This window comes from Symbioplanes lichenis (assembly GCF_030709675.1).
Taxonomy (GTDB): Bacteria; Actinomycetota; Actinomycetes; order Mycobacteriales; family Micromonosporaceae; genus Actinoplanes; species Actinoplanes lichenis.
The window spans coordinates 230361-255866 of the sequence record NZ_JAUZQD010000015.1 but is presented as its reverse complement, the minus strand read 5'-3'; the positions used below and the strand labels follow the sequence as shown (position 1 = coordinate 255866).

Annotated in this window: 28 protein-coding genes and 2 tRNA genes; 12 read left to right on the top strand and 18 right to left on the bottom strand. The window is 71.2% G+C overall.

Annotation, left to right across the window (positions count from 1 at the left end):
* Nucleotides 1–80 precede the first annotated feature (80 nt).
* The 5 genes from RAN62_RS32410 (at nt 81) to RAN62_RS32390 (ending at nt 2465) form a co-directional block, all read left to right on the top strand.
* A tRNA-Asp gene (locus RAN62_RS32410) sits at nt 81–157 on the top strand.
* 31 nt (nt 158–188) lie between these two features.
* Nucleotides 189–265, top strand: a tRNA-Phe gene (locus RAN62_RS32405).
* A 973-nt stretch (nt 266–1238) separates the two neighbouring features.
* On the top strand, nt 1239–1607 hold the full coding sequence (locus tag RAN62_RS32400; RefSeq protein ID WP_305788626.1) for a M66 family metalloprotease: 369 nt from the start codon (nt 1239–1241) through the stop codon (nt 1605–1607).
* Between the two features lie 46 nt (nt 1608–1653).
* Complete coding sequence (locus tag RAN62_RS32395) at nt 1654–2088, top strand: ATP-binding protein (protein ID WP_305788625.1); 435 nt, start codon at nt 1654–1656, stop codon at nt 2086–2088.
* A gap of 65 nt (nt 2089–2153) precedes the next feature.
* Nucleotides 2154–2465, top strand: a complete 312-nt coding sequence (locus RAN62_RS32390) for an STAS domain-containing protein (protein ID WP_305788624.1) — start codon at nt 2154–2156, stop codon at nt 2463–2465.
* Between the two features lie 34 nt (nt 2466–2499).
* Here the strand turns inward: RAN62_RS32390 and RAN62_RS32385 are convergent, their stop codons facing one another.
* The 4 genes from RAN62_RS32385 to RAN62_RS32370 form a co-directional block, all read right to left on the bottom strand.
* Nucleotides 2500–3498, bottom strand: a complete 999-nt coding sequence (locus RAN62_RS32385; protein ID WP_305788623.1) for an SGNH/GDSL hydrolase family protein — start codon at nt 3496–3498, stop codon at nt 2500–2502.
* An 88-nt stretch (nt 3499–3586) separates the two neighbouring features.
* On the bottom strand, nt 3587–4225 hold the full coding sequence (locus RAN62_RS32380; protein WP_305788622.1) for an HAD family hydrolase: 639 nt from the start codon (nt 4223–4225) through the stop codon (nt 3587–3589).
* The gene (locus RAN62_RS32375) at nt 4225–4617 is read right to left on the bottom strand and encodes a hypothetical protein (RefSeq protein ID WP_305788621.1); all 393 of its coding nucleotides are present in this window, start codon (nt 4615–4617) and stop codon (nt 4225–4227) included. The genes RAN62_RS32380 and RAN62_RS32375 overlap by 1 nt, the downstream gene beginning before the upstream one ends.
* A 46-nt stretch (nt 4618–4663) precedes the next feature.
* On the bottom strand, nt 4664–5032 hold the full coding sequence (locus RAN62_RS32370) for a hotdog fold thioesterase (protein ID WP_305788620.1): 369 nt from the start codon (nt 5030–5032) through the stop codon (nt 4664–4666).
* 102 nt (nt 5033–5134) lie between these two features.
* Here RAN62_RS32370 and RAN62_RS32365 point away from each other — a divergent pair, with 102 nt between their 5' ends.
* On the top strand, nt 5135–5383 hold the full coding sequence (locus RAN62_RS32365) for a hypothetical protein (RefSeq protein ID WP_305788619.1): 249 nt from the start codon (nt 5135–5137) through the stop codon (nt 5381–5383).
* Nucleotides 5384–5412: 29 nt separating this feature from the next.
* Here the strand turns inward: RAN62_RS32365 and RAN62_RS32360 are convergent, their stop codons facing one another.
* Genes RAN62_RS32360 through RAN62_RS32345 form a run of 4 tightly spaced genes read right to left on the bottom strand, consistent with a single transcriptional unit; the run spans nt 5413 to nt 8688 of the window.
* Nucleotides 5413–6666 carry a PrsW family intramembrane metalloprotease gene (locus RAN62_RS32360; RefSeq protein WP_305788618.1) on the bottom strand — a complete coding sequence of 418 codons (1254 nt, stop codon included), beginning with the start codon at nt 6664–6666 and terminating at the stop codon, nt 5413–5415.
* A gap of 38 nt (nt 6667–6704) precedes the next feature.
* On the bottom strand, nt 6705–7274 hold the full coding sequence (locus RAN62_RS32355) for a hypothetical protein (RefSeq protein WP_305788617.1): 570 nt from the start codon (nt 7272–7274) through the stop codon (nt 6705–6707).
* Nucleotides 7275–7330: 56 nt separating this feature from the next.
* Nucleotides 7331–7882: an RNA 2'-phosphotransferase gene (locus RAN62_RS32350; protein WP_305788616.1), complete on the bottom strand. Its 552-nt coding sequence runs from the start codon at nt 7880–7882 to the stop codon at nt 7331–7333.
* 32 nt (nt 7883–7914) lie between these two features.
* On the bottom strand, nt 7915–8688 hold the full coding sequence (locus RAN62_RS32345) for a class I SAM-dependent methyltransferase (protein ID WP_305788615.1): 774 nt from the start codon (nt 8686–8688) through the stop codon (nt 7915–7917).
* Between the two features lie 18 nt (nt 8689–8706).
* On the opposite strand from RAN62_RS32345, the gene RAN62_RS32340 reads away from it, so the two are divergent.
* The gene (locus RAN62_RS32340; protein WP_305788614.1) at nt 8707–9078 is read left to right on the top strand and encodes a PPOX class F420-dependent oxidoreductase; all 372 of its coding nucleotides are present in this window, start codon (nt 8707–8709) and stop codon (nt 9076–9078) included.
* A gap of 81 nt (nt 9079–9159) precedes the next feature.
* Here RAN62_RS32340 and RAN62_RS32335 read toward each other — a convergent pair whose 3' ends face one another.
* Together RAN62_RS32335 and RAN62_RS32330 are read right to left on the bottom strand one after the other, a co-directional pair.
* Entirely contained in the window at nt 9160–9369 is a 210-nt protein-coding gene (locus RAN62_RS32335) for a BldC family transcriptional regulator (protein ID WP_030438450.1), read from the bottom strand.
* Between the two features lie 280 nt (nt 9370–9649).
* Nucleotides 9650–10489 carry a DUF8083 family protein gene (locus tag RAN62_RS32330; protein ID WP_305788613.1) on the bottom strand — a complete coding sequence of 280 codons (840 nt, stop codon included), beginning with the start codon at nt 10487–10489 and terminating at the stop codon, nt 9650–9652.
* A 151-nt stretch (nt 10490–10640) separates the two neighbouring features.
* On the opposite strand from RAN62_RS32330, the gene RAN62_RS32325 reads away from it, so the two are divergent.
* Together RAN62_RS32325 and RAN62_RS32320 are read left to right on the top strand one after the other, a co-directional pair.
* Nucleotides 10641–11723: a Glu/Leu/Phe/Val family dehydrogenase gene (locus RAN62_RS32325; RefSeq protein WP_305788612.1), complete on the top strand. Its 1083-nt coding sequence runs from the start codon at nt 10641–10643 to the stop codon at nt 11721–11723.
* Nucleotides 11724–12012: 289 nt separating this feature from the next.
* Nucleotides 12013–12228 (top strand): DUF3073 domain-containing protein, encoded by a 216-nt coding sequence (locus tag RAN62_RS32320; RefSeq protein ID WP_305788611.1) that lies wholly within the window; start codon nt 12013–12015, stop codon nt 12226–12228.
* A 536-nt stretch (nt 12229–12764) separates the two neighbouring features.
* Here RAN62_RS32320 and amcA read toward each other — a convergent pair.
* The 5 genes from amcA to RAN62_RS32295 all read right to left on the bottom strand — a co-directional run bounded on the left by amcA (nt 12765) and on the right by RAN62_RS32295 (nt 17652).
* Entirely contained in the window at nt 12765–12983 is a 219-nt protein-coding gene (gene amcA, locus RAN62_RS32315; RefSeq protein WP_305788610.1) for a multiple cyclophane-containing RiPP AmcA, read from the bottom strand.
* Nucleotides 12952–14055, bottom strand: a complete 1104-nt coding sequence (gene amcB, locus RAN62_RS32310) for a cyclophane-forming radical SAM peptide maturase AmcB (protein WP_305788609.1) — start codon at nt 14053–14055, stop codon at nt 12952–12954. The genes amcA and amcB overlap by 32 nt, the downstream gene beginning before the upstream one ends.
* A gap of 199 nt (nt 14056–14254) precedes the next feature.
* Nucleotides 14255–15406: a phosphoribosylformylglycinamidine cyclo-ligase gene (purM, locus tag RAN62_RS32305; RefSeq protein WP_305788608.1), complete on the bottom strand. Its 1152-nt coding sequence runs from the start codon at nt 15404–15406 to the stop codon at nt 14255–14257.
* Nucleotides 15407–15607: 201 nt separating this feature from the next.
* On the bottom strand, nt 15608–17218 hold the full coding sequence (gene purF, locus RAN62_RS32300) for an amidophosphoribosyltransferase (protein WP_305788607.1): 1611 nt from the start codon (nt 17216–17218) through the stop codon (nt 15608–15610).
* A 71-nt stretch (nt 17219–17289) separates the two neighbouring features.
* A complete protein-coding gene (locus tag RAN62_RS32295; protein ID WP_305788606.1) occupies nt 17290–17652 on the bottom strand; it encodes a sterol carrier family protein in 363 nt (120 codons plus the stop codon).
* A 160-nt stretch (nt 17653–17812) separates the two neighbouring features.
* Between RAN62_RS32295 and RAN62_RS32290 the strand changes: the two genes are divergently transcribed.
* The gene (locus RAN62_RS32290) at nt 17813–19951 is read left to right on the top strand and encodes a carboxypeptidase-like regulatory domain-containing protein (protein WP_305788605.1); all 2139 of its coding nucleotides are present in this window, start codon (nt 17813–17815) and stop codon (nt 19949–19951) included.
* Nucleotides 19952–20220: 269 nt separating this feature from the next.
* Complete coding sequence (locus RAN62_RS32285) at nt 20221–20688, top strand: GNAT family N-acetyltransferase (RefSeq protein WP_305788604.1); 468 nt, start codon at nt 20221–20223, stop codon at nt 20686–20688.
* Between the two features lie 68 nt (nt 20689–20756).
* Here the strand turns inward: RAN62_RS32285 and purL are convergent, their stop codons facing one another.
* From purL to purS, 3 genes are read right to left on the bottom strand one after another with little or no spacing between them, the layout of a single operon-like run.
* Nucleotides 20757–23531: a phosphoribosylformylglycinamidine synthase subunit PurL gene (purL, locus tag RAN62_RS32280; protein WP_305788603.1), complete on the bottom strand. Its 2775-nt coding sequence runs from the start codon at nt 23529–23531 to the stop codon at nt 20757–20759.
* Entirely contained in the window at nt 23528–24238 is a 711-nt protein-coding gene (gene purQ / locus RAN62_RS32275) for a phosphoribosylformylglycinamidine synthase subunit PurQ (protein ID WP_305788602.1), read from the bottom strand. Before purQ ends, purL begins: the two co-directional genes overlap by 4 nt.
* Nucleotides 24235–24501 (bottom strand): phosphoribosylformylglycinamidine synthase subunit PurS, encoded by a 267-nt coding sequence (gene purS / locus RAN62_RS32270; RefSeq protein ID WP_305788601.1) that lies wholly within the window; start codon nt 24499–24501, stop codon nt 24235–24237. The genes purQ and purS overlap by 4 nt, the downstream gene beginning before the upstream one ends.
* A gap of 283 nt (nt 24502–24784) precedes the next feature.
* On the opposite strand from purS, the gene RAN62_RS32265 reads away from it, so the two are divergent.
* Nucleotides 24785–25468 (top strand): S1 family peptidase, encoded by a 684-nt coding sequence (locus tag RAN62_RS32265; protein ID WP_305788600.1) that lies wholly within the window; start codon nt 24785–24787, stop codon nt 25466–25468.
* Nucleotides 25469–25506: the final 38 nt, after the last annotated feature.

Genomic DNA, 25506 nt, shown 5'->3' with positions numbered 1-25506 from the left:
CCGGTCGAGGCCGGTGCAAGTGCAAGAAAGCGCTCATGTAAGAATGAGTGAGCAACACGGCAAGACAGCAACACCAGCAAGGTCCTGTGGAGCAGTTGGAGTGCTCGCCGCCCTGTCAAGGCGGAGGTCGCGGGTTCAAGTCCCGTCAGGACCGCCAGCGCCCAGTCGTCAGCACCATCGACGACAACGGCCAGGTAGCTCAGTTGGTACGAGCGTCCGACTGAAAATCGGAAGGTCGGCGGTTCGACCCCGCCCCTGGCCACCAAGCCTCTCGCCGGGCTTTGAGCATCGCCCACCTGCGGTCACCGCGGTGGGCGTTTTGCTTTCCCGGGACTCGGCCGGCCGATTGCCCTTGGGGCGGTCGGCCTGCGAAGCCCGCCCGACCCACACCACCGACGGCACCGGGTCGCTCACCGATTGACTCTTCGGCCGGCCTGCTGAGCCCACCCCGACTCAGATCATCGACGGGCACGGGGTTGCTCACCGGTTGACCCTTGGGCGGTCGCCCCTCGGAGCCCACCCCGATCCACGCCACCGGCGGCACGAAGCTGCTCGCCGGTTGATACTCGGCCTCCAAAGCCCACCCCGGCCCACGGCACCGGCGGCACGAGGTTGCTCACCAGTTGACCTAGGGTGGTCGGCCTGCGGAGCCCACGGACTCGGCCCGCCCTTTGGTTTTGGGGCGGTCGGGTCGCTACACAGGCGGGGTTGCTCACGCGCGCGGTTCGGTTGTTGCGCTTTCGTGGGGCTAGGAGCGGTGTCGCTGTCGCTCGGCTGGGGCGTGCTGGTGATCTGGGCGATTCTCGTGGGCGGGGTGCTCAGGGTGGGGGTGTTCGGGCCGATTCTCAGGGGCACTCGTCCCCGGTGATCGGAGCGTTGTGCTCGCGCGTGCTTTGCGTTGGTTGATGGCTGCTGCCGTCAGTGTTCCTCTGGGTTCGCCATCCGGGAGTGTGGGGGTTTCCGGGGACGGGGAGGCGTACGCGTTCCTGAGCCGGCGCAGTGGGCATGAGCTGGTGGCTCGGTGGGATCCGTGCGGGACGATCGGCTATCGGGTGAACGTGGCTCGGGCGCCGGAGGGGTCGCTGGTCGAGGTCAAGGCGGCCGTGGAGCGGGTTGCCCGGGCCAGTGGGCTGACGTTCCGGTATCTGGGTGAGACCGATGTTGTTCCGGGACGGGACCCAGGCGGCTATCCGAGTGATACGCAGCTTGTGGTTGCTTGGAGTGCTATTGGTGGGAGCGTGGCCGACGTTGACGCGGCCGGGGTGGGCGGGGCGACGTACTTGCCGGGGCATAGCGAGTCCGGGGAGCCGGCGCTGGTCATTCACAAGGGCATGGTGGTCATTGACGCCGGGCGGGCTTCGGGCCTGGCTCGGGGGTTCGGGGCGGCGGCCGGGGCTACTACCGGGAAGCTGCTTCTGCATGAGCTCGGGCATGCCGTGGGGCTGGCTCATCCGTTGGTCGACGATCCGGCTGAGGTCATGTACTCGCGGTTGACCGGCCGGGCCGCCGAGTGGGGGGCCGGGGATCTGGCCGGGCTGCGGGCGGTGGGGGATGCTGGTGGTTGCCTGTACGTCGATCCGTCTCCGTTGGCCGCCTTCCCCCACTGAAGGTGGGGGCCGCATGATCGACCGGCGTGGCGGGCATAAGGGGACCATGACGTACCTCGCTGCGCAGACGCCGCCCGCCATGACCGAGGTCTGCCGGTGGGTGCTGGACAGCTCAGCGCAGCTCAAGGTCCTGCGGGCGTCGTTGCACGAGGCGCTCACCGGGAAGGTGCTGCCCGAGGGGGCGGTGCTGGACGAGATTCCGGAGAAGGTGGTGCTCGTGGCCACGGAGCTGGCCACGAACGCGCTCCGGCACGGCTTGCCGCCGACGATTGTGCGGCTGGGGCGGGCCGGGGACACTTTTGTGCTCGATGTCGTCGACCACGCGCCCGAGGCGGTGCCGCAGGTGGACGAGGATCGGGGGCTTGGGCGGGGCGGGCTCGGGCTGCAGCTGGCGCGGCGGTTCTCGCTGGACATGGGCTGGTATCTCGAAGATGACACCAAGCACGTGTGGGCGGAGTTCCCCGTGCGGGCTGATCTATGATCGCCAGGCCCGAGGGGGTTGTCCGGGCCCGGGCCTAGCTCATCCGCCCATGTCAGAAGGTGTACGTGACAGAGCCGACCTATCAGATCGCGCGGCACGCGGGCCATGTCCGGCTCTCCGGCGATCTCGACATCAACGCCCGGGACGAAGTGCGGTCCGAGCTGTTGCAGGCCGTGGAGGACGGCGGCGCCCCCGGGATCGTCATCGACCTCGGGGAGACCGAGTTCATCGACAGCGAGGCCGTGGGCGCGCTGATCGACGGGCTGATGGCCGGCCGGAAGGCGGGCGTGCCGATGGCGATCTCGAACGCCACGGGCATCGTCCACCGCGTCCTCGACGTCTCCGGAGTGCTCGACCTCTTCGACCGGGCCCCCTGAACGACAGGCCGCCCCGAAGAGGGCGAAGCCGCGCTCAGACGTTGAGCAGGTTGCCCGGCCCGGTCCAGCGCCGCACCACGCGCGTACGCGTCATCCAGCCGCCGGCCGCCCGTACGCGATAGGTCTGCTTGTCCTCCCGCAGCGTCTGCCAGATCCGCACCCGCCGCTCGACGCCGTTGGTCCGCACGATCGTGGTGCGCAGCGTCCAGTCGCGGCACTCGGTCCGGTGGTGCGGGACGCCGCGCACGAGGACCTTGGCGGCCAGGCACCGGCGGGCCCGCGTCGCCAGGTACGGGTTCGGGCCGGTGAAGCCCGACAAGCCGTACACCCGGGACATCGCGCGGTACCAGTTCCAGGCCATCTTCGCGTAGCCGAAGTCGTTCGGGTGGCGCAGATCGTGCAGGTCGATCCCGGTGACCGAGGACTGGTCGACGACCGTCATGTTGCCGTCCTGCTTCTGCGCGACGATCGTGGGGATCAGCCGGTTGTAGGAGCGGTCGTCGGAGGCCTCGCGCGGGACGCGCGACGTGGCGATCTGGGCGACGAAGATCTGCGCGCCGGGGCGGGCCCGGCGGATCTGGTCGAGCAGGCCGGAGAGCTTGCGCGCCGTGGTGTACGGACCCTCGCCGAGCCTGATGTTGTTGGTGCCGGCGTGCACGAGGACCACGTCGGGCTCGTAGGTCGCCAGCCACCCGTCGAGGCGGGCGGAGAGCTCGTCGATCGTCCAGCCGCCGTGCCCCTCGTGCTGGTTGTCGCCGCCGGTGCCGTCGCTCTGCGAGCCCACATAGTTGATCTCCAGCCCGCCGCGGATCAGGCGCTGCTCGAGGCCCGGCCGGTAGGAGGACATGGTGGGCGAGCCGACCCCGCGGGTGATCGAGTCACCGAGCGGCATGACCTTCGTGGGGACGAAGGAGGCGACCGCGGGCAGCGACGAGGCGGCGGCCGGGAGGGAGGCGTTGACCCCGGCGACGAGGCCGGCACCCAGGACGGCCGTCATGGCCGCGATGCCGAGCTTGCGTGCACGAGTCCCCATGACGATCCCCTCTGAGCGGTGCTGACACTCAGAAGTTCGGCCCGGTGGCCCCAGAAACGATCACCATCCGGTAGCCGGGTGGTGTAGATCAGGAGCAGAGGATCCCGCGGAGGGCGCTCGGGAAGTCGTCGGCCGTGCGGGTCGGCAAGACATCAAGGCCAGGCCACTGCCGGCCCCGGTGCAGCCACACGGTTCGCAGCCCCGCCGCGGCGGCACCCGCGATGTCGTCGGCGGGGTTGTCACCGATCATCCAGCCCCCGTTCGCCAGGTCCAGGCCGGCCGTTGCGGCGCCCAGCTCGAAGATGCGACGGTCGGGCTTGCGCACGCCCGCCCCTTCGGAGACGACCCAGCCCGCCACGAGCTCGTCCAGGCCGGTGCGACGCAGTTTCGCCTCCTGCTGGCGTACGGAACCGTTGGTGACGACGACCGGCGACCAGCCGGCGGCGACCGCTTCCTGGAGCACCCCGGCGACTGCGGGGTCGAGCGAGAGATGCTCGACCGTTCCCAAGATCAATTGCTCGAGGACGAGGTCGCAGGGAGAAAGAAGACGCGAAGCGAGCTCAGCCGCCAGGCGCGGGCGCGGCGCGTAGCCGTCCTCGTCCGCCTCGATCGCCCACGCCACGTCGGCCGCGGAACCCCCGTGCGCCGGGATCCACTCGACGGCCCAGCGGCGGAAGGCGGCCGTCCGGTCGATGAGGGTCTGGTCCAGGTCGACGAGGAGCAGCATCAGGCCGCGCGGTGGCGCAGTGTCGCCACGGTCGAGCCGGCCAGCGCGAGCAGGCACTCCGGCAGCTGCCCGTCGGCGATGGCCGCCCCGAAGAGGGCCTCGCCGGTCGGCACGTCGCCGTTGACATAGGCGCTGACGAACCGGGCCACCCACCGCTTGTCGTAGCGAGCGTCGTCGATGCCGGGGAAGTCGAGGGTCCAGGGCCCGCCGGGCCGGATGTGCTGCCCGACCATCGTCGCGGCCAGGCACCAGGCCACGTCCCAGGCGCCCACGACCCCCGAGCGGTCGACGACCGCGTCGAACGTGCCGACCACGGCGTCACTGTCGCCGCTGAGCGCGCATTCGAGCACCTGCGCAGCGTCGTCCAATGCGTGCTGTGGTACGTCGGTCACGTCAAGAAAGGTACGCGGATCCGTCAAGAAACGCCGCCGGAGAGAGTCACGCGCCACGAAGGAGGCACGTGATGCGCGCCGTACACACGCGTGCGTCCTCCTCGTCCGTGATGACGATCTCATAGGTGACCGCCGTCCGGCCGCGGTGCAGGGGCGTCGCGACCCCGGTCACCACGCCGTGCCGGACCGCCTTGTGATGGGTCGCGTTGATGTCGACGCCCACGGCGAACGGCCGGTCCACCGTCGCCCCGTGCAGGGCGGCACCGACCGATCCGAGCGTCTCGGCGAGCACGCAGGAGGCGCCGCCGTGCAGCAGCCCGTACGGCTGGGTGTTGCCCTCCACGGGCATCGTCCCGACCACCCGCTCGGGGGTGGCTTCCTTGATCTCGATGCCCAGGCGCTCGTCTATGTTCACGATCGGAACGTTACCGGCGGGAGAGGGGTTTCCCGGAGCGCGAAGGTGGAGACCGAGTCCTACGTTGTTACCGACCGATCCCCCACGGACGAGGAGACCCCGATGACCGAGCCCCAGGAGACCGTCGAGACCCGCGGCAACGAGCGTGTCGACCTGATCGCCAGCGACACGAACGGCGACGGCAAGCCGGACATGTGGGTGTCCGACACCGACGGGGACGGCAAGGCGGACCTCTTCCAGTTCGACACCGACGGCGACGGGCTGGTCGACATCACGATGGTCGACCTCGACCAGAACAACAACCCGACCCAGGTGGTCGACGGCGACGGCGGCCTGCCCCCGCAGATCTGAGCCCGGCGGCGAAGGCCGCGGGCTGACGATCAACCCCCGCCGAGGGTGCTGACCACGGCCCAGAGGACGGCGAGCGCCAGCGCGGTGGAGAAGACCGCCGACGCCGTACGCCGCCAGGGCCCCTTCCCGTCCGGCGCGACCGCCTCGGGATGTCCCAGCCGATTCAGCACCCGGCGCTGCCGGCGGATCTCGTGGCTCCAGCGGCTCAGGTCCGGCGTCCCGCGGCTCAACTCGACCGCCAGCCGGGCCTGGGCGCGTTGGAGCCGGCGCACCGCCGCCCGAGCTCGCCAGCCGCCCCGGGCTCGCGCGTAGGCCCGGGCGCTGGCCCGTCGCGAGCCCGCCTTGAGCGCCCGCCGCTCGGCCGGCGTGATGAGCTCGGCGTCGTCCAGCTTGGCGAGCTGCTCCGCGTAGTAGTCGGCCTCCCGGTCGTGGGCCGAGCGCACGAGCAGCCAGATGAGCACGAGCGGCGGCAGCCCCTTGAGCACGAGCACCGCGAGCAGGGCCACCGCGCCGTTGCCCAAGCCGTCGCGCAGGAGCGGAGAGTTCCACAGGACGTGGGACGCCCAGGCGGCGAAGAGGGCCAGAGCGGCGGCGCCGAGGCGGGTACGGAACGACCGTTCGCCGCGGACCACCAGATAACCAATTCCGGCCCCGGCGAGCGCCGTGAACAGCGTGTGACTCCACACCCCGGAGACGAAGCCGCGCAGCAGGAAGGTCGTGACGACGGGCTCGACAGTGTCGCCCTGACCGGCGAGGGCGACGGCGCCCATCGCGTACACAATGTCCTCGATGATCTGAAAGCCCAGGCCGACCGTCGCGCCGTAGACGACGCCGTCCAGCACGCTGTTGATCTGGTGCCGGGCGATGAGCACGATCGCGACCACGCCCAGCGCCTTGGCCGTCTCCTCGACCGTGGGGCCGGCGAGCGCCACTCCCCAGTCGGCCGCGAGGTGGGGGGAGCCCAGCTTGGCGATGATGTCGTCGAGGGCGCCGCTGGCCGGAATCGACGCCGAGGTCGCCACGAGGCCGCCCCAGCCGAACGCGATGAGCAGCAGCGACGGGGGCTCGCGCTCCAGGAAGTCCAGCTCCGAGACGACGAACCAGAACGGCACGGCGAGCAGGGCGAAGAGCGCCGCCGAGGTGAGCAGGGCCACGGGATACTCGCGCACGTACCCGGTGACGATCATGGTCATCCGTACGCCCCCGGCGCCCAGCAGCGCGAGCACGATCCAGAAGGCGGGCAGGCCGGGCAGTCTCCGGTCGGGGGCGGCGCCCGGCTGCACAGGGGCACTCCGGTCACTGCGCAATCGGGGCTCCGCGGTCATCCGGCGGGCTCCGGCGCGTACCGGAGGGTGGCCGTGCTGCGGTTGATGGCCGGCAGGATCCGGCCGAGGTCGAGGTCGGCGCCGCTGACGGTGACCTCGATGGTGCGGCTGTCGGCGACGAAGACCACATAGCGGCCGCCGCGCCCCGGCCCGCTGAAGCCGCCTTGGACACCGCGCAGGCCGTCCGTGGTCGCGACGGACAGCTCGGTGCCGGTCACCTGGTAGCCGGAGTTGCCGGTGATGCGCCGGCGCAGCCGGTCGACCGCCGCGCCGAGCGAGCCGTCGAAGGGCTGGACACTGATGAGATAGCGGACCGGGCCGACGCGGAAGAGGACGGTGCCGGACTCCTCGCCGGGCCGCGTGTCGGTGAGGTCGAGGCGCGCACCGGGCGGCGGGACGACGCTCACGCCACCTCCGATGTCGTACGGCCGGTCGGTCGGGACGGCCCGGTCGGCGGGGAGGGCGTGATTGAGCGCCGGCAGCCCGAAGGTCAGGCCGCCGAGCGTGGCCGCGACGCCACACGCACCGAGAAGGTTCGTCAGCTGACGCCGAGTAACCCTCCCCATGCCCATACGCTAACGGGCCGTGGCGGCTTCCTCACCGAGGCGGCACTTATGTCCGTTTACTCCGAATGTTCGATAAGGAACAACGGCGGCACCGCGGCGGTCAGCCAGACGCCGTTCTCGCTGCGGTGGAACACATGTCCCGCCGCGGCCATGGCGGCCGTGCCGACCCGGAGGATTACCACGTCCGTGGAGCGCCGGCGGCCGACGGCGGTCGCGGTCCGCAGGTCAGGAGACAGGTGTACGTGATGCCGGCTGCCCGGTCGCAGCCCGTCGCGCAGGATCGGGGCGAGGTTCGTCCGCGGGGTCCCGTGATAGAGCACGGGCGGCGGAGCCACCGGCGCCAGCCCGAGATCCACCTCGACACGGCGCGAGTGGCCCTGGTTCGCTCGGATGCGCTCGACCCCGTCGGGCCCGGTGGCGACGGCGAACCGCTGCTTGTCGTTGCCGGCGACCACGGCGTCGAGGGTGGCGCGGGAGATGTTCAGGGCGGCGAGCAGGTCGGCGACGGGCACCCAGCCCTGCGCGTCCAGGGACAGGCCGGCGCTCTCGGGGCGGTGCCGCAGCACCATCGAGATGCGGCGGCTGATGCGTACGTGGTCATTGGTCATTGCTTTGGTTTCTTTCGGTTTTCCGCTGCGGATCAGCACCGCTCCATGACCGCAACGTAGTAGGGGCGGTCCTGGAGGTCGACCGATTTGAGGCGCCAGGCGGTGCCCTCGAGCAGGCCTTCCAGCTCCGGCACCGAGCAGTTCAGATAGTCGAACCAGTCCGTGGCGAGCCGCCGATAGCGCAGCCGGAGCCGCAGCTGGCCGCCGAGCCGGCCCCGGTCGCGATTGCGCTGGTGATAGGCCACGTGCACCGGGTCGGTCGTACCGTAGGGGTCGGTGCCCTGGGCGACAATCCGCGCGCCGGGCTTCGCCAGCTGGGCGAGCGCCGCGAGGAACTTCGGCGCCTGCTCCGGGCCGCCGAGCAGGCCGAGATTGTTGCCGAGCAGCAGGAACGTGTCGTAACGGGTGGCGCCGCGCGTGAAGTCCTCCACCGTCGCGACGACGGTGTCGCGCAGACCCCGCTTGCGGGCGATCTCGATGGCCCCCGGCGAGACGTCGAGGCCGGTCACCGCCATGCTGCGGCGCTGGAGCTCGAGGGCCGTACGGCCGGCGCCGCAGCCGATGTCCAGCACCGCGCCGCGGCAGAGGCGCAACGCCCGGTGGTCGTGCGGCTGCCACTCGCCGGGATCGCCGAGATAGTGGTCGGCCGGAGCGCCGTTGATCAGCCCGTCGTCGCGCTCGATGATCTCGATCACCGGTCGCGGTACACGCCCGCCGGCCAGAGGGCGAGGACCGACACCCGTCCGAACGGCCCATGCATCTTTGATCAACTCGCCGAAAACATCGCCGGGCTCAGGTTCGTCCATTGTCACTACTCTTATGACATGGCGACGCTCGAGCAACTCGGCGCGGAGAAGTACGTCCTGGTGACGACCTATCGGAAGGACGGCCGTGCGGTGCCCACCCCGGTGTGGGTGGTGCCGGACGGGTCCGGCCTCGCCTTCTGGACCTTCAACTCGGCGGCCAAGCTCAAACGCATCCGCAACAACGGCCGCGTGACGCTGACCGCCTGCGACATGCGGGGCAACCCACGGGGAGACGCGCTGGAAGCCTCGGCTCGTGTCGGCGACGGCGCGGATCTGCGGCGGATCAAGGGCGCCTTGCGGCGGAAGTACGGGCTGGCGGGCTGGCTCACGCTGACCGGCAGCCGGCTGCGCCGGGGCGCGGACGGCACCTCGGCGGTGCTGGTGTCGTGATTTACTCTGAAGACGATCAAGGGGCGATCGCCTTCCCCGGCGCTCGCCCCTCGGATCGGTCCTCGGTCGACTGCGGTCCGTTCAGTCGCCCTGACGCTGCGCGGGGATCTGCCCCTGCAGCAGGGCGCGAACCTCCGACTCCCGGTAGCGACGGTGCCCGCCCAGCGTGCGAATTGCGCTGAGCTTGCCCGCCTTGGCCCACCGGGTGACGGTCTTCGGGTCGACACGGAACATCGACGCCACCTCGGCCGGCGTTAGTAGCGGCTCAGGATCGTGCGTACGCGATGCCATCGGTCACTCCTCCACAGGTACCTAAAGACATCGGCCGGGGTCCCGCCGGCCGGTGCGTCTCCCATGGTCCGGCTAGTCCCCGATGTCCGACATGGGCCGAACGGCCGATCGTCCCTAGATAGATGGTGGACACAAGAGCGATTTAAACCGATTTTCTACGCCAGAAAGTGTCTCGTTTGGACCGAAAATCACGCTTCGCGGACCGCTGATTACGAAGAGTATTCGCCTCAGCGACCTCTGTCGAGCCCCTTTTACCAGGTCACGGAGTTATTGACGGACGTCAGTTGCAGCGCTCGAGCAACTGGACCGCGCGCCACCGGGCGACGATCTTCTCGTACGCCTCCGTGGCCGCGTCCGCGTCGCCGCGGGACAGAGCCGACAGGCCGGCCGCCACCAGTCCGGGTGAATCGTCACCCTGCAGGTCGTCGTCACCGAGCAAGCCCGTCAGGCCGCCGTAGTCCAGCTCGACGACCGAGCGCGGGTGGAACTCCTCCAGCCACCGCGTGCCCTCCTCCACCGCCTCGGTGATCGGGGCGTCGCCCAGCGACTTGCGCAGCACCGACACCCCGCGGTGGGCGCGGCGGCGGGCCTTGGAGATCTCGGTGCGGTAGCGCAGCACGCGCCGGCCGTCGCCGAGGTCGATCTCGCGCTCCTCCAGGTCGACGAAGACGAACCACCGCAGCGGTACGCCCCACGTGGCCACCTGCTCGTGCACGCGCGGCACGCCCTGCTCGAGCACCTTCGCCCCGCTGCGCCAGTCGTCCACCACCGCCTTGGCCTGCCCGGCGAGGACCGGCGGCACGAAGGCGTCGGCCAGCACGGTGGGCACCCCGTCCCGGGCGTTCAGGGCCGCCTCGGCCACCCGGAGCCGCAGGTTCCACGGGCAGACCAGCAGCGTGTCGCCCCACTCCAGCGCGTACGCCTCGTCGGGCAGGTCGGGCAGCCGGGTCCAGCCGGCGCCGAGGGCCTCGAGGACGGCGGTGCGCTGTTTCACCGGGCCCTCCAGCGGGCCCAGCGCCCGGCCCTCGCGCACGTAGCGGCGCCAGAAAACCTGGCGCTCCCGGTCGAAGGCGGTCAGCGGCTCGTAAACACGCAGGTACGACGCGAACAAGGACGGCACGCCGCGATCCTTTCACGAAAACGGCCACGGTTGACTTCCCGCGCCCCTTCATTGCGACGGGCTTAGGCTCCTGGTGTCCGGCAGACCCCGCCGGCTTAGTCGTGGCCCGCCTCACGAGGGCGGCCCGTCCGACCATCAGGAGAGAGCAGTCATGGGCGTGTTCGTCAGCAGTGCCGGCCCGGACGCCACCGGGCACGAGCAGGTCGTCTTCTGTCAGGACCGGCACACCGGCCTGCGCGCGATCATCAGCATCTACTCGACCGCGCTGGGCCCCGCGCTGGGCGGCACCAGGTTCTACCCGTACGAGAGCGAGGAGGCCGCCGTCACGGACGCGCTCAATCTGTCGCGCGGGATGGCGTACAAGAACGCGCTGGCGGGGCTGGACCTGGGCGGCGGCAAGGCCGTGATCTGGGGCGACCCGGCGCTGGACAAGTCCGAGGCGCTGCTGCGGGCGTACGGGCGCTTCGTCGAGACCCTCCGCGGCCGCTACTACACCGCGTGCGACGTCGGGACCTACGTGCCGGACATGGACGTCATCGCGCGCGAGACCTCGTACGTGACCGGGCGCAGCGTCGAGCACGGGGGCGCGGGCGACTCGTCCGTGCTCACCGCGTGGGGCGTCTTCCAGGGCATGCGCGCCGCCGCCGAGCACACGTGGGGCAGCCCGACACTCGCCGGGCGCCGGGTCGGCATCGCCGGACTCGGCAAGGTCGGCAAGTACCTGGCGGGTCACCTGATCGAGGACGGCGCCGCGGTTGTCGCCACGGACGTGAGCGCGGCGGCGCTGGAGTGGGCGCGGACGACGTACCCGCAGATCGACCTCGTCGCGGACACCCAGGCGCTGATCACCAGCGACATCGACGTCTACGCCCCCTGCGCCCTCGGCGGCGCCCTCAACGACGACACCGTGCCCGCCCTGCGGGCGAAGGTCGTCACCGGCGGGGCGAACAACCAGCTCGCGCACCCCGGCATCGAGAAGATGCTGGAGGAGCGGGGCATCCTCTACACGCCGGACTACGTGGTCAACGCGGGCGGCGTGATCCAGGTGGCCGACGAGATCGAGGGCTTCAACTTCGAGCGGGCGAAGCTGCGGGCCACGAAGATCTTCGAGACGACCGGGAAGATCCTGCGGCTCGCGGCGGACGAGGGGGTGCCGCCGGCGGTGGCCGCGGACCGGCTCGCCGAGCGGCGGATGGCGGAGGTCGGGCGGCTGCGGAGCATCTACCTCGGCTGAGCCCGCCCGCACCGACCTGCACCGGCCTTTTACCCGTGCAGCCCGAGCCTGGCTGGTCGGAGCTTTACCGGTGCGGCCTGCGTCCGGGCTTTTCGGGGGCGGCCGTTTGGGGCTTTTGTACGCCGTCGTGCGTCAGGTCCGCGACATGGCGCGACGCGCGACGGTGGTACACGTAACCCGAGGTGCCGAAGGCGGCGTCGTCCATGTACCGTAAGACCCACGAGAGATGCCTGACGTCATCGGGGCCCGCCTTCGGGCTGCCCCGAATTCTGTGCGAGGGGGTCGAGCCATGGGGCGCGGCCGTGCTAAGGCCAAGCAGACGAAGGTGGCCCGGGAGTTGAAGTATCACTCCCCGAACACCGACCTCACCGCCTTGCAGCGCGAACTGGCGGGTGCCACGAAGCCCGATCATCGCTTCGACGACGACAACGACGAGTTTGTCGACGACGATGACGATGACGATGAGGGCGACGAGGACCGCTGGTCGCCACCGCCGAGGCGCTGACTCGTATCACCGACCTTGATCTCGCCGAGCACGCGGCTTCCCGCGTGCTCGCGTGTGTCGCGGTCGTTCCGTAGGTCCATGGTGCTCATGCGGGTTCCCCTCGTGGGCACCATGGTCTGCGCGTAGTCGATCCTCGGTCTCCACATCCGTCCGACGCCGGAATCCGGTCGCTGGCTGCGCTCACTCTCGCCGCCCAGCATCGCCGGGACGCCGGCGTCCGCGTGATGTCCTCAGACGCCGTGCTCCGGGCGCGCTCTCAGCGCCCTGGGCAGCGGTGCCTGCGTGCTGCGCCCACTGCTCCGGGCAACGACGTCCACGTGCCTTTTCGGCGGGCGCGGACGATCCGGTGGAGGGTGTGCGCGCGACGGGCAGCGGCGGATGCGGTGCTCCGAGCGAGGGACGGGTACGGGTGTGGGCGCTCGACCAGCCGGGTCGAGCGCTTCTTCCGCGTACCCGCTGCTTGCCGCCTTTGTTTGCTGCCCTTTGCTTGCTGCCTTTTGCTGGCGGGACGAGCATTCCCCGCCGGGCCGGCTCCCTCAGCGCGGGCGGTTGTTCCAGTTGTAGAAGGTCGGGATGTTCTCGAAGTGGTTCCAGGCGCAGACCGCGGACCCGTCCGCGGGCGTCTCGGCGCGCCGCCGCCGGGCCGCCTCCGCCTCCTCGAGCAGCTCGGCCAGGCCCGCACGCGTCTCGCGCACCCGGGCCGTCACCGGATCGGTCTCGCGCTCAGACGGCCGTGGGCTGGTGGTCTCGGGCATGGTCGAGCACTCCTTCGAGTAGACGGATCTTGCTGTTGCGGCAGTGGTCCGTCGTCGTCACGTCGAACCGCCCGTGCTCGAAGTAGCGGTTGGCCGCGTGCGCGCCCCCGCAGAAGCCGAAGTACGGGCACTGCTCCCGGCAGGCCTCCACCCCGTCGAGGAACTCGCCGATCCAAGGCGTCCCGGCGGCGTCCTGCAGGATCGCCGTCAGCGGGGTCGCCAGCACGTTACCGCTGCTGAAGTCGCCGTAGCGGGGATCGGAGAAGCCCGCCAGCTCCGGTGAGAGCAACACCACACTGCCGTCGTGGGCCACGGTCGGGATCGGGTCGAGGCGGCGGGGCAGCAGGTCGTCGGCCGTGTCGTCGAGGACCGCGGCGGCGTACCGGAGGGACCATTCGATCTCCCGCAGGTGGATGCGCGGGTCGCGCCGCCACGCCCCGACCAGCTCCGCCCAGAAGCCGGTGACGTCCCGCTCGGGATGCTGGTTGGCGCGGGTGTTGACGCCCTCGAGCTCCTCGACGTTGATGCCGAGCACATCGCACCCGAGCTCGAGGAAGTAGTCGTAGAGCTCGGTCGCCAGCCCCGGCTCCGGCCGGGGGACGACACACAGCGCCGAGTACGGGATGCCGTGCCGCCGCAACGCCGCCGCGCCCCGCAGGATCCGGTCGTAGGCCGGCTTCCCGCCCCGGGTCACGCGCTCGTGGTTCCGCGTCTCCGGCCCGTCCACGCTGACGCTCACGCGGATGTCCCGGGCGGTGAAGAACTCGCACCACGCGTCGTCGATCAGCGTGGCATTGGTCTGCACGTGATGCTCGACCTCGGGCCCGAAGGGCTCCAGCAGCGCCGCGAAGTGCTCCCGCCCGGCGGCCAGCGGCTCGCCACCGTGCCAGACGACCGAGAACCGCCCCGCGCGGGCCCACTCGTTCACGGGGCCGGCGACCGCGGCGGCGACCTCGACGCTCATCCGCCGGTCCACGCGCCGGAACGGCAGGTAACAGTAGGAGCAGTCGAGATTGCAGAGAGTGGTGGGCTGCATGACGACGTAGGTGGGGACTGTGGCTATACCGCGCATACCCGTCCAGCGCGTGCCCAAGGTCTCACCTCCCCGTGATCACCGGCTCCGGCCGTTCCGGAACCGCGCGCCCTCCCCCTCCATCCAAGAGTTCCGTGTCAAGACATCGACGCGTACGAATCATTGCACAGCCCGCCCGGCCCGGGCCGGGCGGCAAAAACGGGGCCCTTCCGGGCCCCGTCCAGCGCTGCCGTGCGGGTCAGCCGCGGGTGTACTGCCCGACCATCTGAACCTCCTGGCTGCCCTCGATGACCTCGCCGACCTGCCACGCCTCGACGCCGCGGCCGGTCAGGTAGGCCATCGCGCGGTCAGCGTCGTCGGCCGAGACGATGGCGAACATGCCCACGCCCATGTTGAACGTGGCCTCCATCTCCGTGTCGTCGATCCGGCCCTTGGCCTGGATGAGGTCGAAGATGGGCTGCGGGCGCCAGGTCGAGCGGTCCACCACGGCGTCGAGGTGCTCGGGCAGCACCCGGACCAGGTTGCCGGGGATGCCGCCGCCGGTGACGTGGCAGAAGGCGCGGGTGTCGGTCTCCTCGATCAGGCCGAGGCAGTCCTTCGCATAGATCTTGGTCGGCGTGAGCAGCTCCTCGCCGAGGGTGCGCTGCCCGCCGAAGTCGTCGACCACCGTGTCCAGCCGCATCCGGCCCGCGCCCAGCAGGACGTGACGGACCAGGGAGTAGCCGTTGGAGTGCAGGCCGGACGAGCGCATCGCGATGACCGCGTCGCCGAGCTCGACCTTGTGCGCGCCGAGGATCTCGCTCTCCTCGACCACACCGACGCCGGTGGCGGAGACGTCGTACTCGTCGGGGCGCATCACGCCGGGGTGCTCGGCCGTCTCGCCGCCCAGCAGCGCGCAGCCCGCGTAACGGCAGCCGTCCGCGATGCCGGCGCCGATCTCGGAGATGCGGTCGGGCACGACCTCGCCGGTCGCGATGTAGTCGAGCAGGAACAGCGGCTCGGCGCCACACGCGACCAGGTCGTCCACGACCATGGCGACCAGGTCGATGCCGATCGTGTCGTGGATGTTCATCTGCTGGGCGATGACGAGCTTGGTGCCCACGCCGTCGGTGGAGCTGGCGAGGATCGGGCTCTTGTACTTCGTCATGTCGAGCTTGAAGAGGCCCGCGAATCCGCCCAGATCGCCCATGACCTCGGGCCGGGTCGTCTTCTTGACCTTGGACTTCAGCAGCTCCACGGCCTGCTCACCGGCGTGGATCGAGACGCCCGCGTCCGCGTACGTCACCGTGCGCTTGCGGCCGGTGCGGCCCGCGCCCGCCGACCACGGGCGGTCGCCGCCGCCCTCGGCGCCGTTGGATCCGGCACTGTTGCGCTCGGACACGTGCGTCACGCTTCTCCCCTTAGCTGGTGCTGCCTCGGCTGGGCCGCTTGGTCTGACGTCAGGACGGCGCGGATCGTTCCGCCCCTCGACCCTAAGGCCGAATCCCGTCCGGCCCCAAGCCGGCGGCGGGCTGACCTCGGAGATCAGCCGCCGCCGGCCCGGAATCGGTACGACTTGACGACGCTGCGCCCATCGACCGGGCGCACGCTGTCACGGGTGATGCAGGGCGTCCACGCCGCCCGGGCTGCCCACCAGGGGCTGCGCGGTGCTCCGCTCGCCCTCCGCGTATTGCTCGTCCTCGTATTCCTGCTCGAGACCCGCCACCGCGGCGCTCGTGGCCGCGGCCCCGGCGGACGGCATGCTCGCCCGCTTGCCGACGCTCTCCAGCAGGTGCTTGCCGATGAGGTGGCCGGCCGGCAGCTCGATCGGGTATTGCCCGTCGAAGCACGCCATGCACAGCCGCGACTTGGGCTGCTCGGTGGAGAGGACCAGCTCCTCCAGCGAGATGTAGCCCAGGCTGTCGGCGCCGATCGAGCGCCGGATGCCGTCGATCTCGAGGCCGTTGGCGATCAGCTCGGCCCGGGTGGCGAAGTCGATGCCGTAGAAGCAGGGCCACTTGACCGGCGGCGACGAGATGCGCACGTGCACCTCGAGGGCGCCCGCCTCGCGCAGCATCCGGATCTGGGCCCGCTGGGTGTTGCCCCGCACGATCGAGTCGTCGACCACCACGATGCGCTTGCCCCGGACGACCTCGCGCAGCGGGTTGAGCTTGAGCCGGATGCCGAGCTGCCGGATCGTCTGCGACGGCTGGATGAAGGTGCGCCCGACGTAGGCGTTCTTCATGAAGCCCTCGCTGTAGGGGATGCCCGACTCCTCGGCGTAGCCGATCGCGGCCGGGATGCCCGACTGCGGGACGCCGATGACCAGGTCGGCCTCGACCGGGTGCTCGCGGGCCAGCCGCCGGCCGACCTCGACCCTGGCCGCGTACATGTTGCGGCCGGCGATCGTCGTGTCGGGGCGCGCCAGGTAGACGTACTCGAAAAGGCAGCCCTTGGGCTCGGGGGTCGCGAACCGGCTCGAGCGCAGGCCGTGCTCGTCGATCGCGAGGATCTCGCCCGGCTCGACCTCGCGGACGAAGCTGGCCCCGACGATGTCGAGGGCGGCGGTCTCGCTCGCCACGGCCCAGCCGCGCTCCATGCGCCCGAGCACGAGCGGCCGCACGCCCTGGGCGTCGCGGGCCGCGTACAAGGTGCCCTCGTCCATGAAGACGAAGCTGAACGCGCCCCGCAGGCGCGGCAGCACCTCCATGGCCGCGGCCTCGACCGACAGGTCGGGACGGCTCGCGAGCAGCGTGGTCACCATCGCGGTGTCGGAGGTGGCGTCGCCGATGTCCAGACCGCGATCGTTGATCTCCCGCACCAGCTCGGCGGTGTTGACCAGATTGCCGTTGTGGGCCAGGGCGATCGTCGTGCCGGCCGTCGTGGCGCGGATCGTGGGCTGGGCGTTTTCCCAGTTGGACCCGCCGGTCGTCGAATAGCGGGTGTGGCCGATCGCCAGGTGGCCGCGCAGGCTCGCCAGCGTCGGCTCGTCGAAGACCTGCGACACGAGGCCGAGATCCTTGTAGACCACCACGCCGGAGCCGTCACTGACTGCGATGCCCGCCGCTTCCTGGCCGCGGTGCTGCAGAGCGAAAAGCCCGAAGTATGTGAGTTTTGCGACCTCTTCCTCGGGCGCCCAGACACCGAAGACGCCGCAGGCATCCTGGGGTCCGCGGTCCTGGGGGTCGAGATCGTCGGTCAACCGGCCGTCGCCTCGGGGCACGCGCTTGCTCCCTCATGCTGATCTGCTGGGCTTGCTGGTCCGACCGCCAAGTGTACGCGGCCTCCGGCGCATCAGCCCTGGTGCACGGGGAGGTACGGGGTGAGATCAGTACGTATACCGCTGGCCCGGACCCGGCCCGAACTGACCGCATTTGCCCAGCTCAACCGGCCTGTGGCCACGAGCAGCCAGGTCATCGGATCCGTCTCCACGACGTTGGGCGGGGTGCCACGGGTGTGCCGGGGACCTTCGACACACTGAATAGCACCGAAAGGTGGAATACGGACCTCCACCGATCGGCCGGGCGCCCGTCGCGCGAGCTCCGCCAGCAGTGCTCGCACAGCGTCACGAAGCACCGGGCGCTCGGGCTCACCGCCCGCGTCGAGCGCGTCCAGCGCCTGCCGAACCGACTCGGATTTATTGTGCGGAGAAGACACGTCGGGACAATACGACCCGGCAATCGGCCACAACCCGGCGGGCCTGACTCGCGCGAAAGTCATCCGACAGGGCATAGTGGCCGACGGTGTGTACTCGCCGCGGGATCAACGGGCCTCCTCCGAGGCTCCGGGGACCCGCGCGAACCGGAAGGCGGTGGACGTGACAACGCACCTACGAGCCCGGGCTGTCCAGGCCGGTGCGTTCCTGGCGTTGGCAGGCGGACTGATCCTCGCAGCCCCCGTGGCCGCCCTGGCGAAGGACCCCCAGGTCGCGATCACCAACCTGGCGTCGGGAGACCTCCCCTCCGGTGGTTCGACCACCATGTCCTTCCAGGTCACCAACAGGAACGTGCTGGGCGAGGAGGGTTCCGAGGAGACCTCGGCGACCGTCGTCGTCAACGGCAACGGCCTCAACTGCAACGGCGACTGCAACTCGACCAAGACGATCGCGCCCGGCGCCAACCAGACCTATCAGGTCTCCTTGAAGGCGCCGACCGTCGAGGCCGGACAGACCAAGTCGTTCAACGTGCAGATCACGGCCACCATCGGCGGCGACGACGCGAGCACGAGCCGCACCATCACCGTGCGCGGCGCCGACAAGCCCAAGTCCGTCACCAAGGTCAGCGGCAAGGTCAAGGACCAGGACGGCAAGGCCGTCTCGGGCGCCGAGGTCGGCCTGCGCGACAGCAGCGGCAACGTGTTCAACACCTCCTCCGACGGCGACGGCTCCTACTCGTTCCGCTCGTCGGACAACAAGCCGATCGCCCCGGGCAACCTCGCCGTCGGCGCCGTCAAGTCCGGCTACGAGCAGACGCTGGTCAACGCGGACGGCGGCGCCAACCAGTCGGTCAACGTGCCGCTGGTGATCAAGCTGGTCGCGGCGCCCACCACGTCCAGCCCGTCCCCCTCCCCCTCGGTCAGCAGCTCCCCGACCGAGGAAGCGAGCGACGAGGCCACGGACGAGGCCACCGAGGAGGAGAGCCCCGCGGCCGCGGCGCCCGACACCGAGCAGACGTCCGGTGAGGACAGCGGCTCCGGCTCGACGCTCTTCCTCATCATGGGCGGCCTGCTCGTCGCGGCCGGCATCGGCGCGATCGTGCTGGTCCTCATGCGCCGCAAGAACCAGGGCGGCGACGACGAGCTCGGCAGCGGCACCCCCGGCGGCGGTCCCGTCCCGGCGGCCGCGGGCGGTTTCGCCGGCGCCGACCAGACCCGCATCTCCGCCCCGGTCGGCGGCGGCCGGGTCAGCGACGCGACGATGATCGCCCCGCGCTCCGGCGCACCGTCCATCGCGGACGCGCCCACGATGATCCACAAGCCGGCGCCGGCCGCGCTCGACGACGAGTTCCCGGACCCGTACGGTGCACCGCTGCCCCCGAACGGCGGGGCCTGGAACGCCGCCGGTGCGCCCGCTCCCGCGCAGAGCAACGGCTACGACGACGGCTACGACGGTTACGACGAGCACGCCGGCTACAGCGGCGCCCAGGAGCAGCCCCAGCAGCGTTACGACGAGGCCACCGGCATGTTCCGGCCCGGCGTCGACGACCGCGACGGCGGCTACGGCGGCAACCAGGGCTACGACGACGGCTACGGCCAGGACGACGGCGCCTATCAGGGCGGCGGTGCTTACGGCGGCGGCGGGAACGGCGGGGCTCAGGGCGGGGGCTACGGCTCCTGGGACGAGGCCGACGGGAACGCCTACGGGCCGCAGGGTGGCAACGGCGGCGGCACGTACGGGGGCGGCGGTCAGGGCGGCTCCTACGGCGGCGGCGACGGGGCCCAGGGCGGCGGCACCTACGGCGGGCAGCGCGGTGGGGGCACGTACGGCGGTGGTGGCACCTACGGCGGCGGGAACGGCGCGGCCGGCGGGGGCTACGACGGCGGGGCTCAGGGCGGTTACGAGCAGGGTGGCTACGGCGACGACGGCTACGACCAGGGCGGCTATGGCGGTCAGGGTGGCGGCGCCTACGGCGGCGGCGCTCAGGGTGGCGGCGGTCAGCGCGGCACCTACGGCGGTGGCGGCCAAGGCGGCACCTATGGCGGCAACGGTGGCGGTGGCGGGGCCGGGGGCGGCGGCACGTACGGCGGCGGTCAGGGCGGGGGCCCGGGCGGCGGAGCGTACGGCGGCGGCGCCTACGGTGGCGGTCAGGGCGGCGGTTCCTACGGGGGCGGCGGCTATGACGAGCAGGACGGCTACGACCAGCGGGGCGGCTACGGCGGCGACGAGGGCCGGCGCGCGGCTCCCCGCCAGCAGCCGCCGCAGGGCAGTCGCCCGGGTCAGCGCTGGGGCGACGAGTAGGAGTGGCTCGCGGCCGGGCTGATCGGCACTGCGCGACATGAATCACTTGAGGGCCGGCTTCGTCATCGCGACGGGGCCGGCTTTTTCATGGGCTCGTCCGGCCACGCCGCGGGGCATGACGACCAGGCGCACGTCGTGGGCGGAACGCGGATCACATTGTGAGCTGGACGCGGATCAGGTCGGGGCGTCGTCAGTGGACGGCCCGGGACGCTCGGGGCGCGGCGGAAAGCGGTCGTGAGCGGTGGCGGCCGGGGATTTGGGTCCGGCGCATGCGGTTGGAAGCGCCCACGCCGGCGAACTATGAGGCAGCCCTCGCCCTGTCCGTACGACCCGATCAGGAGGATCTGGTCGCGCCGGTCGTGAAGTCGCTGGCGGAGGCATATGTCTTCGCCGAGTACGCCTGGCCGCGCCTGATCTATGACGGGGATCGGCTCGTGGGCTTCCTGATGGCCTTTCTGGACATTCCGTGGCGGCCCGAGAGCGATCCGGACGACATGCGCTCCGGGCTGTGGCGACTCACCATCGCCGCCGGGGAGCAGGGCAGGGGGTACGGGCGCTACGCCGTCGAGGCCGTGTGCGCCAAGATCCGGGAGCGGGGTGGCAGCCGGGTCTACGTGACGTGGGAGCCGCGCGCCGGTGGACCCGAGGAGTTCTATCTCAAGCTCGGCTTCTCGATGACCGGTGAGCAGAGCGGCGGTCAGACCGTCGGCGTGCTCGACCTGGCCCACCGGCCGTGAACGACGAACGCCACGGCTGACCCGGTGAAGGGCCGGCCGTGGCGTCGTGCGGAACCGTTCGGGGCGGATCAGTCCTGGGTGGGCTTCTCCGCCTCGGTGGCCTTGTCACTCGGCGCCGGAGCCTGCGCCGGGCTGGAGTCGACCGGCCCGCCCGGGAGCGACGCCGCCGGCTCCGAGCCGCCGGCCGCACCCGAGCCACCAGCTGCGCCGGAGACACCAGCCGTGCCGGAGACACCAGCCGTGTTGGAGCCGCCGGACGCCGACGAGGCGATCTCCGACGCGCCGGCCGCCTGCGACGATCCGACCGCGTCCGACGAGGGAGCGCCCTGCGCCGAGGCAGCCTGCGACGCGCCGGCCGCTTCCGACGGGCCGGCGGCCGTGATCGGGGCGGAGGTGAAGCTCGGGTCCGCGGTGGCGGAGATGGCGGAGACCGAGGCCACCGTCGCCGACTCGGCGCCCAGCTCGGCCGGGCCGCCGAAGAGGCGGCGCATCGTGCCGGTGAAGGCGGTGCGCAGCTCGTCGAGGCCGATCGCGAACTGGCCCTCGATGTCGAGGACCTGCTCCTCGGTGGTCACGCCGAGCGCGGTGACCGGGACGCCGTGCTCCTCGGCGAGGGCCCGGAACGCCGTCTCGTGGCCGCGGGGCACGACGACGAGCGCGCGGCCCGCCGACTCGCTGAACAGCCAGACGAAGGGGGCGGTGCGGGCGTCACCGGGCAGCGTGACCTTGGCGCCCACGTTGCGGCGCAGGGCCGACTCGACGAGGACCTGGGAGAGACCGCCGTCGGAGAGGTCGTGCGCGGCCACGACGAACTCGCGCTCGGCCGCCTGGGCCAGGAGCTTGCCGAGGCGCTGCTCGGCGGCGAGGTCCACCTTGGGCGGCTTGCCCCCGAGGTGACCGTGGGTGACCCAGGCCCACTCGGAGCCGGAGAGCTCGTCCGTGGTGGTGCCGAGCACGAAGAGCAGGTCGCCCTCCGCGCCGGGCGGCGGCGGGAAGCCCATCGGCACCCGCTTGGCCACGTCGTCCAGGATGCCGAGCACGCCCACCACCGGGGTGGGGTGGATCGCCGCGGCGCCGGTCTGGTTGTAGAAGCTGACGTTGCCGCCGGTCACCGGGATGCCCAGCTCCTGGCAGCCGTCAGCGAGGCCGCGGACGGCCTCGGCGAACTGCCACATGACGGCCGGGTCCTCGGGCGAGCCGAAGTTGAGGCAGTCGGTGACGGCGACCGGCTCGGCGCCGGTGACGACGACGTTGCGGTAGGCCTCGGCCAGGGCCAGCTTCGCCCCCTCGTACGGGTCGAGGCGCGCGTAGCGACCGTTGCCGTCGACCGACAGCGCGACGCCCAGCCCGGTCTTCTCGTCGATGCGCAGGACACCGGCGTCCTCGGGCTGCGCCAGCACCGTGTTGCCCAGGACGTAGCGGTCGTACTGCTCGGTGACCCACGTCTTGTCGCAGAGGTTGGGCGAGGCGATCATCCGCAGGACGGTCTCGCGCAGCTCCTCCGGCGAGGCCGGGCGGGGCAGCGTCTCGGCCCGGTCGGCCTGCAGCAGGATCAGGTCGCCGGGCTCGCGGATCGGCCGGGCGTAGACCGGGCCGTCGTCGGCGAGCGAGCCCGGGGGCACGTCCACCACGACGTGGTCGTTCCAGCTGATCACCAGGCGGCCGGGCTCGCCCTCGGTCTCGCTCGGGGTGACCTCGCCGATCGCGGTGGCCCAGACGCCCCACTTCTCGGCGACGGCCAGCACCTCGTCGAGCTTGTCCGGGTTGACGATGAGGAGCATGCGCTCCTGCGACTCGCTGGCCAGGATCTCGGTCGGCGACATGGACGCCTCGCGCAGCGGCACCCGCTCCAGCCAGACCCGCATGCCGGTGCCGGCGGCGGCGGCCGTCTCGGTGAGCGCGCAGGTCAGGCCCGCGCCGCCGAGGTCCTGGATGCCGGCCACGAGCCCGGCGTCATAGAGCTCGAGGCAGCTCTCGATGAGCAGCTTCTCCATGAAGGGGTCGCCGACCTGCACCGACGGGCGGCGCTGCTCGGCCCCCTCGTCGAAGGTCGCCGAGGCCAGCACGGACACGCCGCCGATGCCGTCGCGGCCGGTGCGCGCACCGAGCAGCACGACGATGTTGCCGATGCCGGCGGCCTCCTTGTGCTGGAGGCGCTCGACCGGCAGCACGCCGATGCTCAGGGCGTTGACCAGCGGGTTGCCCTGGTAGGTCGGGTCGAAGACGATCTCGCCGCCGATGTTGGGCAGGCCCAGGCAGTTGCCGTAGCCACCGATGCCGGCGACGACGCCGGGCAGCACGCGCGCGGTGTCGGGGTGGTCCGCGGCACCGAAGCGCAGCGGGTCCATGACCGCGACCGGGCGGGCGCCCATGGCGAGGATGTCGCGCACGATGCCGCCGACGCCGGTCGCCGCGCCCTGGTAGGGCTCGACGTAGCTCGGGTGGTTGTGCGACTCGACCTTGAACGTGACGGCCAGGTCGTCGGAGATCTGGACCACGCCCGCGTTCTCCCCGATGCCGGCGAGCATGCGGGTGTTCTTCGGGGCCTTCTCACCGAACTGGCGCAGGTGCACCTTGCTCGACTTGTAGGAGCAGTGCTCGCTCCACATGATCGAGTACATCGCGAGCTCGGACGCGGTGGGACGGCGGCCGAGGATCTGGCGGATCCGGTCGTACTCGTCGTCCTTGAGCCCCAGCTCGGTGTGCGGCTGCAGCTCGTCCGGCGTCTTGGCGGCCTGCTCGACGGTGTCGATGTCGCCGGCCAGCACGTCGGTCGCGGCGAAGGCCGTGGCGGAAAGCTTGGCCTCCCCGGCGCCGGTCACGGTGTCGGGCTGGGTGGTCATCGAGTCGCTCCCCCTGTGAGCTGCCCGCCCGCGGCTCCGGCCAGGTGCCGCAGGGCTGAGGTGAAGAAGCCGAGGCCGTCGAGGGAGGGGCCGGTCAGCGCCTCCACCGCGTGCTCCGGGTGCGGCATGATGCCGACCACGTTGCCCGCCTCGTTGGTGATCGCGGCGATGTCGCGCTGCGAGCCGTTCGGGTTGCCGCGCGTGTACCACGCGACGATGCGGCCCTCGGCCTCGAGCGCGTCGAGCGTCTTGGTGTCGGCGACGAAGCAGCCCTCACCGTTCTTCACGGGGATGAGGATCTCCTCGCCCTCGGTGAAGTTGCTGGTCCAGGCGGTCTCCGTCGTGCCGATCCGCAGGTGCTGGTCGCGGTTGCGGAAGTGCAGGTGCTGGTTGCGGGTGAGGGCACCCGGCAGCAGGTGGGCCTCGCAGAGGACCTGGAAGCCGTTGCAGATGCCGAGCACCGGCAGGCCGCCGCGGGCGGCGTCGACGATCGTCTCCATCACCGGCGCGAACCGGGCGATGGCGCCGCACCGCAGCGCGTCGCCGTAGGAGAAGCCGCCGGGCAGGACCACCGCGTCGACGCCGTGCAGGTCGGCGTCGCCGTGCCAGAGCCGGACGGCCTCGCCCCCGGCGATCCGCACCGCACGGGCGGCGTCGCCGTCGTCGAGGGAACCGGGGAAGGTGACAACTCCGATGCGCATGGTCACGCGCTCACGGAGGCAGCGTCGCCGGCCTGCTCCTCCACCCGGATCGAGAAGTCCTCGATGACCGGGTTGGCGAGCAGCTTGTCGGCGATCTCGCGGGCGGTGGCGAGGTCGGGTTCACCGGCGAACTCGATCTCGATGCGGCGGCCGATGCGCACGGAGGAGACGTCGCTCACGCCGAGCCGGGGCAGCGCATTCGCCACTGCCTGGCCCTGCGGATCGAGGATCTCCGGCTTGAGCATGACGTCGACGACGACGCGAGCCACGGGCACTCCTGACTGTTGGCGCGCAGTTGGATGGCCCTCGAAGGGGCGAGCGTCAGAAGCCTACCTTGTGCGACCGCCGATCAACTTCTCGGCTGGTGTCGGCAGGCCGACCGAACGGCCACTGAGCAGGGCATCTCGACGGTGATCTCCACCACGGACGGGGACGGTCATCACACCGTGATAGGTACTGGATGACGTGTAGTCACACCGCCGGATCGGACCGTAGCGTGCCTCGACAAGAGTCGATGTCACCGAGCATCGATCCGTTCGGAAGGAGCCCGGCGTGCGCATCCGCACCGTCGTCGCCTCACTGGCCGCCGCCCTGACCGGCGCACTGGCCGTACCCTCCGCCGCACTCGCCGCGGACGACGGCCCTCAGAAGATCATCGGCGGGTCCACCGTCGCGTCGGCCCCGTGGGCGGCCGCCGTCTTCAGCAACGGCAGCTTCACCTGCTCCGGCACGATCATCTCGGCCAACTACGTGCTCACCGCGCGGCACTGCATCAGCGGCACGATGTCGGTCCGGATCGGCAGCGTCAACCGCACCTCGGGCGGGGTGACCCGTACCGTGTCGTCGACCGTCACCCAGAACGACCTGGCGCTGATGCGGCTGAGCAGCTCGGTCTCGACGACCTACATGCCGCTGTCGAGCTCCTACCCGCCGGTCGGCTCGACCAACTCGATCTACGGCTGGGGCATGACCTGCTACAGCGGCTGCGACGCCAGCACCGTGCTGAAGACGGCGACGGTCCAGGTCACCTCGACCAACCAGACGGACGCCTACGGAGGCCGCGCGATCGGCAGCACCCGGATCAACGGCAACGCGTGGCGCGGCGACTCCGGCGGCCCGCAGGTCTACAACGGCGCCCAGGTCGGCGTCGCCTCCACGGCGAATGGCACGACCGCGCAGTACTACGGCAGCGTCGCCTACAACCGCAGCTGGATCACGAGCGTCGCCGGCGTCTGACGTCGCGGCGAGAAGGGGCCGGCCCATTCCCCCAGGGG

Excerpts from the sequence above, each read along its gene's own strand:
- RAN62_RS32350 (WP_305788616.1), bottom strand. The coding sequence starts at position 7,882 with ATGACCAATGACCACGTACGCATCAGCCGCCGCATCTCGATGGTGCTG.
- RAN62_RS32285 (WP_305788604.1), top strand. The coding sequence starts at position 20,221 with ATGCGGTTGGAAGCGCCCACGCCGGCGAACTATGAGGCAGCCCTCGCC.
- RAN62_RS32355 (WP_305788617.1), bottom strand. The coding sequence starts at position 7,274 with ATGGGGAGGGTTACTCGGCGTCAGCTGACGAACCTTCTCGGTGCGTGT.
- RAN62_RS32340 (WP_305788614.1), top strand. The coding sequence starts at position 8,707 with ATGGCGACGCTCGAGCAACTCGGCGCGGAGAAGTACGTCCTGGTGACG.
- RAN62_RS32320 (WP_305788611.1), top strand. The coding sequence starts at position 12,013 with ATGGGGCGCGGCCGTGCTAAGGCCAAGCAGACGAAGGTGGCCCGGGAG.
- RAN62_RS32365 (WP_305788619.1), top strand. The coding sequence starts at position 5,135 with ATGACCGAGCCCCAGGAGACCGTCGAGACCCGCGGCAACGAGCGTGTC.
- RAN62_RS32335 (WP_030438450.1), bottom strand. The coding sequence starts at position 9,369 with ATGGCATCGCGTACGCACGATCCTGAGCCGCTACTAACGCCGGCCGAG.
- amcA (WP_305788610.1), bottom strand. The coding sequence starts at position 12,983 with ATGCCCGAGACCACCAGCCCACGGCCGTCTGAGCGCGAGACCGATCCG.
- RAN62_RS32385 (WP_305788623.1), bottom strand. The coding sequence starts at position 3,498 with ATGGGGACTCGTGCACGCAAGCTCGGCATCGCGGCCATGACGGCCGTC.
- amcB (WP_305788609.1), bottom strand. The coding sequence starts at position 14,055 with ATGCGCGGTATAGCCACAGTCCCCACCTACGTCGTCATGCAGCCCACC.
- RAN62_RS32395 (WP_305788625.1), top strand. The coding sequence starts at position 1,654 with ATGACGTACCTCGCTGCGCAGACGCCGCCCGCCATGACCGAGGTCTGC.
- purL (WP_305788603.1), bottom strand. The coding sequence starts at position 23,531 with ATGACCACCCAGCCCGACACCGTGACCGGCGCCGGGGAGGCCAAGCTT.
- RAN62_RS32325 (WP_305788612.1), top strand. The coding sequence starts at position 10,641 with ATGGGCGTGTTCGTCAGCAGTGCCGGCCCGGACGCCACCGGGCACGAG.
- RAN62_RS32345 (WP_305788615.1), bottom strand. The coding sequence starts at position 8,688 with ATGGACGAACCTGAGCCCGGCGATGTTTTCGGCGAGTTGATCAAAGAT.
- RAN62_RS32380 (WP_305788622.1), bottom strand. The coding sequence starts at position 4,225 with ATGCTGCTCCTCGTCGACCTGGACCAGACCCTCATCGACCGGACGGCC.